This is a genomic window from Holdemania filiformis DSM 12042 (assembly GCF_000157995.1).
GTDB classification, from domain to species: Bacteria; Bacillota_I; Bacilli_A; order Erysipelotrichales; family Erysipelotrichaceae; genus Holdemania; species Holdemania filiformis.
The window spans coordinates 535,108-545,292 of record NZ_GG657556.1; the positions used below are offsets into that span (position 1 = coordinate 535,108).

General features: G+C 54.1%; 12 protein-coding genes. All 12 read left to right on the forward strand.

The genetic code is table 11. The features are described from left to right. A partial coding sequence (locus HOLDEFILI_RS19655) for an ABC transporter ATP-binding protein (protein WP_006059161.1) occupies nt 1–987 on the forward strand: 987 nt, incomplete at its 5' end. After that, on the forward strand, nt 984–2,831 hold the full coding sequence (locus tag HOLDEFILI_RS08395; RefSeq protein WP_006059162.1) for an ABC transporter ATP-binding protein: 1,848 nt from the start codon (nt 984–986) through the stop codon (nt 2,829–2,831). The genes HOLDEFILI_RS19655 and HOLDEFILI_RS08395, both read left to right, overlap by 4 nt. An 18-nt stretch (nt 2,832–2,849) precedes the next feature. Then, nucleotides 2,850–3,347, forward strand: coding sequence for a hypothetical protein (locus tag HOLDEFILI_RS08400; protein ID WP_006059163.1), 498 nt, complete (start codon nt 2,850–2,852; stop codon nt 3,345–3,347). A gap of 378 nt (nt 3,348–3,725) precedes the next feature. Next, nucleotides 3,726–4,100, forward strand: a complete 375-nt coding sequence (locus tag HOLDEFILI_RS08405; protein WP_006059165.1) for a GntR family transcriptional regulator — start codon at nt 3,726–3,728, stop codon at nt 4,098–4,100. A gap of 2 nt (nt 4,101–4,102) precedes the next feature. Next, a complete protein-coding gene (locus HOLDEFILI_RS08410) occupies nt 4,103–4,960 on the forward strand; it encodes an ABC transporter ATP-binding protein (RefSeq protein WP_006059166.1) in 858 nt (285 codons plus the stop codon). Beyond that, complete coding sequence (locus tag HOLDEFILI_RS08415) at nt 4,960–5,592, forward strand: ABC-2 transporter permease (RefSeq protein ID WP_006059167.1); 633 nt, start codon at nt 4,960–4,962, stop codon at nt 5,590–5,592. The genes HOLDEFILI_RS08410 and HOLDEFILI_RS08415 overlap by 1 nt, the downstream gene beginning before the upstream one ends. A 24-nt stretch (nt 5,593–5,616) precedes the next feature. Continuing rightward, a complete protein-coding gene (locus HOLDEFILI_RS08420; RefSeq protein ID WP_006059168.1) occupies nt 5,617–6,426 on the forward strand; it encodes a PHP domain-containing protein in 810 nt (269 codons plus the stop codon). Nucleotides 6,427–6,570: 144 nt separating this feature from the next. After that, nucleotides 6,571–6,855, forward strand: coding sequence for a DUF1905 domain-containing protein (locus HOLDEFILI_RS08425; protein ID WP_167317128.1), 285 nt, complete (start codon nt 6,571–6,573; stop codon nt 6,853–6,855). A gap of 98 nt (nt 6,856–6,953) precedes the next feature. Further along, nucleotides 6,954–7,418: a signal peptidase II gene (lspA, locus tag HOLDEFILI_RS08430; RefSeq protein WP_039864378.1), complete on the forward strand. Its 465-nt coding sequence runs from the start codon at nt 6,954–6,956 to the stop codon at nt 7,416–7,418. Then, nucleotides 7,418–8,341, forward strand: coding sequence for an RluA family pseudouridine synthase (locus HOLDEFILI_RS08435; RefSeq protein ID WP_006059171.1), 924 nt, complete (start codon nt 7,418–7,420; stop codon nt 8,339–8,341). The genes lspA and HOLDEFILI_RS08435 overlap by 1 nt, the downstream gene beginning before the upstream one ends. Further along, nucleotides 8,338–9,612 (forward strand): rhomboid family intramembrane serine protease, encoded by a 1,275-nt coding sequence (locus tag HOLDEFILI_RS08440; protein ID WP_006059172.1) that lies wholly within the window; start codon nt 8,338–8,340, stop codon nt 9,610–9,612. The genes HOLDEFILI_RS08435 and HOLDEFILI_RS08440 overlap by 4 nt, the downstream gene beginning before the upstream one ends. Nucleotides 9,613–9,625: 13 nt before the next feature. Next, complete coding sequence (locus HOLDEFILI_RS08445) at nt 9,626–10,108, forward strand: deoxycytidylate deaminase (RefSeq protein ID WP_006059173.1); 483 nt, start codon at nt 9,626–9,628, stop codon at nt 10,106–10,108. The last annotated feature ends 77 nt before the right edge of the window (nt 10,109–10,185 follow it).

The window sequence follows — 10,185 nt, forward strand, 5'->3', positions numbered from 1 at the left end:
ACGCAGATCTTCGTGATCATTTTGGCCGGGATTTTTGCCGCGGTTCGGGGCGATCTGAGCGTCGGCAGCTTCTTCGTGTTCATTTCGTATGAAGGCATGATCCTGTGGCCGGTACGCAACCTCGGCCGGATTCTTGCCGATATGGGTAAAATGAGCGTGTCCATCGGACGTCTGCAGGAAATTCTTGACGAAACTCCGGAAGATGTGGCCAGCGGGGAAACGCCGCCGATCGAGGGCCGGATCGAGTTCGATCATGTTCAGTTTCAATATGAAGGCGACAGTCAGCCGGTGCTGAAGGATCTGACCTTTACAATTGAGAAGGGCATGACGGTGGCGCTGATCGGGCCGACCGGCGGAGGCAAAAGCACCTTGGTTCATCTGTTGATGCGGCTGTACGATCCGACGTCCGGCCAGATTCGGATCGATGGACATGATATTACAGACATTCAGCGGACATGGCTGCGCCAGAACATCGGCATCGTCCTGCAGGAACCGTTCCTGTTTTCGAAAACAATTTACGATAACATTCACTTAGCCCGGCGCGGGGCGCATCGCGAGGAAGTGGAACAGGCGGCGCGGATTGCGTCGGTGCATGAAGTCATCGCGGAGTTTGACCGCGGCTACGACACGTTAGTCGGAGAGAAAGGCGTCACGCTTTCCGGCGGACAGAAGCAGCGGATCGCGATCGCCCGCACGGTGCTGTCGCCGCAGCCGATTCTGATCTTCGACGATTCGCTGTCGGCGGTCGATACCCAGACCGACGCAAAGATCCGCGCGGCTTTAAAAGAGGTGCAAAGCCAGACCACGACGCTGATCATCACCCAGCGGGTGGCTTCGGCGATGGATGCCGACCTGATCCTGGTGCTGGAACAAGGCCGGATCACTCAGGCGGGAACGCATGATCAGCTGCTTGAGGAAGAGGGGCTGTACCGCCGGATTGTTGAGATTCAGACAGCCCGGATGAATGAAGGAGGGGAGGAAGCATGAGTCAGATTCGTTTTGAAGAACAACAATACAATACGGAATCGCTGGATGCCGGCCTGTGGAAGCGGATCTTCGTGCTGATGAGACCGCTGCGCAAGGAGCTGGTGCGGCTGCTGATCCTGATGGTTGCTGTCGCCGGCTGCGACGTCCTGTTTCCGATCCTTAACAAAATCGCGATCGACACGTTTGCCGCAGGCGGTCAGCCGGACAGCTCGCTGTGGATGTTTTCCGGAGTTTACATGGCAGGCGTGCTGTTTCAGGCATTCAGCGTCTATCTGTTTTTCATGCAGGCGGGCAAAATTGAAATGGCGTTCTCCTACGATGTGCGCCAGAAAGCGTTCGCCAAGCTGCAGACGCTCTCGTTTTCCTACTTTGACCGGACGCCGATCGGCTGGCTGATGGCGCGGATGAACAGCGATATCGCCCGGCTGGCGGAAATTCTGTCATGGAGTCTGATGGATTTGATCTGGGGCTTAGCGGTGATGCTGGGAGTCAGCGTCGTCATGCTGATCGTCAACTGGAAGCTGGCATTGCTGGTGCTGATGGTCGTGCCGGTGCTGGCCTGGCTGAGCGTGTGGTTTCAGGTTCGGATTCTCAAGAATTACCGCAGCGTGCGGCGGATAAACTCGCGGATTACCAGTGCGTTCAACGAAGGCATCACCGGCGCCAAGACGACGAAAACGCTGGTCATCGAAGACGATAACTTAAAAGAATTCAATGAAGAAACGCTTGAGATGAAGGCGGCCAGCGTGCGCGCGGCGACGTTGTCCGCACTGTTTATGCCGGTGGTCATGGGTCTGGGGGCGATCTCGACCGCGGCGATCCTGTGGTCGGGCGGCCATCAGGTGCTGATGCAGACGCTGCAGTTTGGCACGCTGATGATGTTTACGCAGTACGCCACGCAGTTTTTTGAGCCGCTGAGGCAGATTGCCCGGCTGATCGCCGAGCTGCAGCTGGCGCAGGCCAGCGCGGAGCGGGTGCTGTCGCTTTTGGACAGCGAACCGCAGATTGTCGATACCCCGGAAGTCATTGAAAAATACGGAACAGAGCTGGAGCCGAAGCTGCAGAACTATGAACCGTTAGTCGGCGACGTGGAGTTCCGGCATGTTGATTTTGAATATCTTGAGGGCGAACGTGTGCTGACCGATTTCAACCTGAAGGTGAAAGCCGGCCAGACCGTTGCGCTGGTCGGAGAAACCGGTTCCGGCAAGAGTACGGTTGTCAATCTGTTATGCCGGTTTTATCAGCCGGTGAACGGACAGGTGCTGATCGACGGGAAAGACGTGCGCGAACGCTCGCTGGGCTGGCTGCACTCCCATCTCGGCTATGTGCTGCAGGCGCCGCATCTGTTCTCCGGCACGGTAAAGGAGAACATCCGCTACGGCCGGCTGGATGCCAGCGACGAACAAATTGAAGCGGCAGCGAAAATGGTCGACGCGCACGAGTTCATTCTGCGCCTGGAAAACGGCTACAACACGGACGTGGGCGAGGGCGGCTCACGGCTGTCGACGGGACAGAAGCAGCTGATTTCGTTTGCCCGCGCCGTGCTGGCGGATCCGCGGATCTTCGTGCTCGACGAGGCGACCGCTTCGATCGACACGGAAACGGAACAGGTGATCCAGTATGCCATCGAACACCTGATGAAAGGCCGGACGAGCTTCATCATCGCGCACCGGCTCTCGACGATCGTCAACGCCGATTTGATTCTGGTCATGAAAAAGGGTAAGATAGTAGAACAGGGAACGCATAGCGAACTGATGCGGTTGGACGGCTATTATGCCCGGCTGTATACCGCGCAGTTCAACGAAGACCTGGAGAACCAGCTGCTTAACCGCGGCCGCAGTTAAAGGAGAGGAAGTCAAACCATGAAACTGGAAGTCGGAACGCATTGTCCGTTCCATATTGAAGAAGGCGTGATGATCGATTTTGTGGAGGATCAGTGGCTGATCTTGATCAAAGACGCCGTGTGGCAGGATGAGGAAATCAAGGCCTTCCGCCGCAATCCCGGACGGCTGGCATTTCTGCCATTGGATACCGTCGTGTTCTTTACCGTCAACATCGACGACGTGCTGGAAACCTCGGATCTGCCGTTTGTGATTCAGGAAAGTGAAAGCGCGGATGTCATTCTGGCTCAGACGGGAATGCCGGTGACGCTGGCACTGATCTCAAGTGAGGACGAGGTACTGGTGCTGCGGCAGCTGACGCTGGGCAATGCGGAAAGCTCGCAGGTGAAAGCGCAGCTGAAACGGATCCTGGATGCGGGTTATGAAGCGGAAGTGTCAAACCATCAGATCGACAAGACGCAGGCTCGCTACCAGCCGTATGAGCTGGAAGAAAAGGCGCTGTTTACCACAGCGTTCTAAATACGAAAAACGGAAATCAAAGAAGGATGGAAGCCAACGTTCGACAAGGCTTCCATTTTTCTGTTAATCCTCGTTCAAAAAGCAATGAAAGAAGGACGTTCATTGAGAATATTCAATTTTGAAATTTCGCTGTTCTTCTCGGCAGAGTCAGCGTTCCCTCAAATGTAGAATTGGAATGATCCCGGTTGTAATTTTGCATCAGGATAGCTGGATCCTTTAAACATGAATATCCCAGGCATAAAATCATGACTCTGACTCTGAATGAGACAGATTTTCGGTAAATCGTAAAATTATTTTTGTTTTTTCTTTATGTTAAGAGACTTGACAGAATGAATATAGCGTATATACTGTATATATACAGTAAGAAAGGGTGACGGCATGGAAATCTTTATCAGCAACACGAGCGACAAGCCGTTGTATGAACAAATTACCGCCCAGATCAAAAATCTGATTCTTAGCGGCGCGTTAAAGGAAGGGGACGCCCTGCCTTCAATGCGAATCTTGGCCAAGGAGTTAAGGATCAGCGTGATCACAACCAAGCGAGCCTATGAAGAACTTGAACGTGAAGGCTTCATCGTAACGCAAAGCGGTAAGGGCAGCTATGTGGCGGCGCGCAACGTGGAGCTGATCCGCGAGGAGAATTACCGCCGGATTGAGCAGCAGCTGCTCACTGCAGTGAATCTGGCGCGCTTAAGCGAGATTTCCCTGGATGAAATGATTGAGATTCTGACCCTGCTGTATAAGGAGGAGTAATCATGGACGCCATTTTATCAATAGAACATCTGCACAAGCAATATTCCGGTTTTGAATTAAACGATCTTTGTCTGCAGCTGAATCCGGGCGAAGTCATGGGCTTCATCGGGGAGAACGGCGCGGGCAAGACGACGACGATCAAGTCAATTCTCGGCTTAATCCGTCACGATGGCGAGGTTCGTATTTTTGGCAAGCCAGTCGAGCAGTTAAGCGAGCGGGAACGCGGTCAGATCGGCGTCGTGCTGGACGGCTGTCACTTCCATGATCCGCTGACGGTCAAACGTGTTGAACAAATTCTGTCCGGCATTTATCCTGAGTGGGAAAGAACGAAGTTTCTGCAGCTGTGCGAACGCTTCGGGCTGCCGCTGAACAAGAAGATCAAGACATTCTCAACCGGCATGAAAATGAAACTGTCGATCATTGCCGCGCTCTCGCACAACGCCCGCCTGCTGATCCTCGACGAACCGACCAGCGGCCTGGATCCGATCGTCCGCGATGAGATGCTCGATTTGTTTTACGACTTTATTCAGGATGAAACGCATTCGATTTTGTTTTCCAGCCATATCACAACGGACATTGAAAAGATTGCCGACAGGGTGACGTTTATCCATCAGGGCCGGCTGCAGTTTTCGCTGCCGAAGGATGTCCTGCATGACGAATATGGGATTGTCAAGGGGGCGCGTTCGGAGATTGAAAAGATTGATTCCGATTCGCTGCTGGCGATCGTACCGCAGAGTTTAACCTGTCAGGGATTAGTCCGCAATCGCGAGGAAGTCCGGCAGGCGTTTGGCAAGCTGAATGTCGAAGCGGCGACGCTGGAAGAAATTATGCTTTGCATGGTGAAAGGAGAATTACGGTAATGAAAGGCTTATTGTTAAAGGACTTGTTTGTCGTCTCTGAATTTGTCCGCGTGCTGACGCTGATGGTGATCGTTTTTATCGCTTCAATGATGGCGATCGACGGCTTTTCAGTCATCGGCGCGATGATTTCGCTGCTCGTCGTGTCGCTGGTTATCTCCTCGTTCAGCTACGACGATCTGGCGCATTGGGACAGCTTCGCCGCAACGCTGCCGGTCAGCCGCAGAAAACTGGTCGCTTCCAAATATTTGTTTCTGCTTCTGCTGGGCGTGCTGGCGGTGGTGTTTAACGGACTGGTGTCCGTGCTGTTCGCCGCGCTGCAGCCGGGAGTCAGCCTTGCCGAACAGTTTGTCACGGGAATTCTCATTTCGATGGCGGCCTGCATCATCGACTTCGTCTTAATCCCGCTGATTTATAAATACGGCGCGGAAAAAAGCCGGATGATGATGATGATGGTGATCGTGGTAATCTTTGGGATCACTTACGGCGGGGCGGAGTTGTTAAAGATGTTGAATATTGGCACGGATTGGATTACGCTGCCGATATTGATCGGCGGAATTGCCGCTGCATTTCTTGCCAGTTTGTTGATTTCCTGGACCTGCTCTGTTAAAATCGTAGAGAAGAAAGAATATTAAGAACTTTGGCGGGAGGCGGTCAGGATGCAAAGAATCGACGGTCATGTGCATTTGGAACACGGACCTTTAAGTGCGGCCTATGTTGAACAATTTGTCGCGGCGGCGCAGAAAGCCGGGCTGGACTGTCTGCAGATCCTGGACCATACCCACCGCTTCCGCGAATTCCGGCCGGCCTACCAAAGCGTGATCGACGCCGATCCGCGGCAGGCGCAATGGCTGAGCGGAAAAGGAAAATTCAAAGATTCTTTAACGGACTATCTGGAGCTGGTCCGGCAGCTGAAGCAGCGCGCCTGGCCGCTGGAGGTCCGGTTTGGTCTGGAGGTCTGCTACACGCCGGAAAGCGAGTTGTTCCTGCGGGATATCTGCCGTGAGCTGCCGCTGGATTTTTTGGTGGGCAGCGTTCATTCGATTGACGGTCTGTTGTACGACATGCCGTTTTCCCAGCCGCTGTTATGGCAGAAATACGAGCATCAGGCCATTGTTGACCGCTATCTGGACTGCGTGCTGCAGTCTGTGCAAAGCGGGCTGTTCGATCAGATCGGGCATCCCGATACCGTGAAAATGGCGTCTGCCAAGGCAGTCATGGATCCGGGAAGGATTCGTGAGATCGCGGAGGAAGCGAAGCTGCGGGGGATTGCGCTGGAATGCAACACCGGCTGCCATTGGCGCTACGCCCATCCGGATTTCGGCTTGTCCGATCTGTGGCTGACCCTTCTGACCGAGGTGGGCAATCAGGTCGTTACGGCCAGCGATGCCCATGATCCGGCCGACGTCAACCGTGATCTGGAACAGGCGCGGGCCCGGCTGATTCAGTTTGGCGTGCGCTGCGCTTAGGCTCAGGTTTTAGCGTTGGATCGAGTAAAGTGAAATCAAAGAAACCGCTGAACGGCGGTTTTCTTTGGTGGTGGGGGAAGTTTCGCTATAATTCGGGTGATCCGCGAGATTGAGAGCCAGACTAAGTTACGGGAGGTGATGAAATTGAATCCAAAAATCTATGAATTTGACGCCGTAATCCGGAAGGTTGAAGGGCTGGATGGGGCATATATTGAATTTCCCTGGGATGTGCGGACTGAATTCGGCCGCGGCCGCGCCGCGGTTTCCGCCGAGTTTGACGGTATCCCCTACCAGGGCAGTTTGGTGCGGATGGGCACGCCCGGACACATTCTCGGCATCCGCAAGGATATCCGCGCGCAGATCGGCAAACAACCCGGCGATCAGGTGCACGTCCGGCTGTGGGAGCGGGCGATTGAAAAAAAGCGCTGATTCTCTTTGAAAAACACGACAAAGGCGCGCAAGTGTAGGCTTTGAAAAACCGTTCGGCGTATGATACAATACTAGCGTTATAGAAAATGGTGGAAGTTATGAAATTAAAAGAAATACTCTTGCTGGCAGGGGTGCTGGCGCTGGATATGCTGACGAAGTTCTGGGTGCAGTCGACGATGACGCTCGGCCAGAGCATCCCGGTCATCCGTGGTTTTTTCAATATTACCTACGCGCAGAATACCGGCGCGGCCTGGAGTCTGCTCGAAGGGAAGATGATGTTTTTCTACATCATCACCGCCGTAGCCGTCGTTGGCTTCTCCTGGTATTTATGGAAGACGGACAAGAAAGAGACATGGACGCGGCTGGCGACGGTGCTGGTGATCGGCGGTGCGCTGGGCAATCTGATCGACCGCGTGGCGTTTCACTATGTCCGGGATTTTCTTGATTTTATCATCTTCGGATATGATTTTCCGATTTTTAATGTAGCGGACATGGCGCTGTGCGTCGGCGTCGGACTGCTGATCCTGATCACGCTGATCCGGCCGGAAGGAGAGAAACAGTAATGGAAACACGCATTTTGATCGTTGAGGAACAAGACCAGGGCGTGCGCCTGGATAAATATTTAAGCACAGCGATGGACGATTGTTCGCGTAGCCGCGCTCAGCAGCTGATCGATGAGGAAGCCGTGCGGATTGACGACCTGCCGGTTAAGAACAGCTATAAGGTGAAAGCCGGGGATGAGATCGAGGTCACGCTGCCGGAGGAGGAAGCGCTGGAAGCGCAGCCGCAGGAAATGGCGCTGAATGTCGTGTATGAGGATCACGACGTGATCGTCATCAACAAGCCGAAGGGCTTAGTCGTCCATCCGGGACCAGGCAATCCGGATCATACGCTGGTCAACGGTCTGCTTTGGCACTGCCATGATCTTTCGGGGATCAACGGCGTGCTGCGGCCGGGGATCGTGCATCGGATTGACAAGGATACCAGCGGGCTGATCGTCGCCTGCAAGAATGACAACGCGCATCAGTCGCTGGCGAAGCAGCTGGCGGAAAAGACCGCCGGCCGGCAATATTATGCGCTGGTGCACGGTGTGATCAATCACGAATACGGAACGATCGACGCGCCGATCGGACGGGATGAGAAGGATCGTCAGAAAATGGCGGTCACGGAGAAAAACTCCCGGCCGGCCATTACGCATTTCAAGGTTGTGGAGCGGTTTGACAACTACACGCTGGTCAGCTGCCGCCTGGAAACCGGGCGCACGCATCAGATTCGCGTCCACATGCAGTATATCGGCTTTCCGATCGTCGGCGATCCGAAGTATTCGCTGCGCAAGACGCTGCCGACGCAGGGCCAGATGCTCCATGCTTACCAGCTGTCGTTTACCCATCCTTCCACCGGCGAGCGGATGACGTTTGAAGCACCGCTGCCGCCGGAATTTGAAGCGCTGTTAACTCAGCTGCGCCAGGAGAGGAGCGGGCTATGAATTGTACTGAAAAAGACGTGCAGCTGCTGCAGCTGGCGTATTACTTTATATCCGACTGCCAATATCAGTTTATCTCTCTGCGCGAGGCGCAGGATGAGATCTGGCTGGGGAATCCCAAGCATCCGGAATATCCGGTCATCCGGCTGTCGCAAACCCGTCTGAGCACGGTGTTTTTCGATAAGACGCGGATTTTGAAGATCCATCAGTCGATCCGGAACTTATTCCGCCGCAACTGTGATTTGCTGGATATCCATATCAGCGATGAAGCGGTGCAGGATCAGGAGGAACAGATCGATCTGGTGACAATTTCGCCGCAGACGGTATCCGATCCGCAGCTGACGGCAGTCTTCCCGGGGCTGGACCACGCGGTTCAGCCGATCCAGGATCCGCAGCAGGAATACAATAAGATCACCCAGAAACTGGCTGAGCTGCAGCGGCAGCGCGCGCAGAGTCCGCAGACAAAATCACCACTGGCGCCGCTGAAAGCGACGATGATTCTGATGGGCATCTGCCTTGTCATTTATTTGTTAAGCGTGGTGTTCTCCTGGATGTTTAAAGACCTGGGCGGTTCAGGCGAAGTGAGTGTTTCCGTCGCGATTTTGCTAGGCGGCTACTATAAAGCATTTGTCGTCGGTGCGCACGAGTACTGGCGCTGGCTGACGAGCGCGTTCGTCCATGTCGATCTGTGGCATCTGTTGATGAACATGATGGCGCTTTACAACATGGGCATGCTTTGTGAAAAGCTGATGGGCGTGCGGAATTATCTGATCATTCTGTTCGGCTCGATTTTATTCGGCTCGGCCTTTGTCTTCTTAGGCAGCGGCAACGTTGTGGCGATGGGCATCAGCGGTGGACTGTACGGTCTGTTGGCGGCGTTTCTGGTGTACGGCATTCAGACGCGGATTCTGTTTCAGCCGCAGCTGCGCACGCAGTTCCTTTTGATCCTGATGATCAACCTGATGATCAGTCTGATGCCGGGTGTTTCGCTGGCCGCGCATTTCGGCGGCTTTGTCGGCGGCTTGTTGATCAGTGTCGTGCTGACCCGCAATGATTCGTGGGCGCAGCTGCGCAAGAACACGATGGTTGCACTGTGCGTAGCCGTTGTGTTCCTCGGCCTGAAGACGGTTCAGCCGCAGGCTCGCGAGCTGGATACGATCTATCCGGGAACGGACCGGATGGTGGTGGAGATGCTGAAAGATCTGCATCTGGACTTCTACGGCGATCATTTAAGCAAGAAGATGGTCGAAACTTATGTGGGATCATCATTTTAGGAGGAAATGAACGATGAAACGAGAACATGTTTTAAGCTGGGACGAGTATTTCATGGGCCTGGCTCATCTGTCGGCGATGCGGTCGAAGGATCCTTCAACCCAGGTCGGCGCAGTGATCGTCGATCAGGAGCACAAGGTGGTCGGAATCGGTTATAATGGTCTGCCGATCGGCTGCTCTGACGATGAATTTCCATGGGATCGGGAAGGCGGCATGCTGGAAACGAAGTACGCATTCGTCGTTCATGCCGAATTGAACGCGATTCTCAACAGCACGCGCGATCTGCACGGCTGCACGTTGTACGTGTCGCTGTTTCCCTGCAATGAGTGTGCCAAGGCGATCATTCAGAGCGGAATCCGCAAAATCGTCTATGAAGACGACAAGTATGCGGCGGCAGATAACGTCATCGCCTCTAAGAAGATGCTCAATGCAGCGGGCGTGGAACTGGTGCGGCTGGGGAAACGCGTGCAGTTAAACGTCGATGTGATTACTGACTAAACTTGTAAAACGAGAAATCTGAGGATATAAGCGGACAAAAGAGCTTGTTGTTCGCTTTTTTTTGTGTTGGAAAGAGT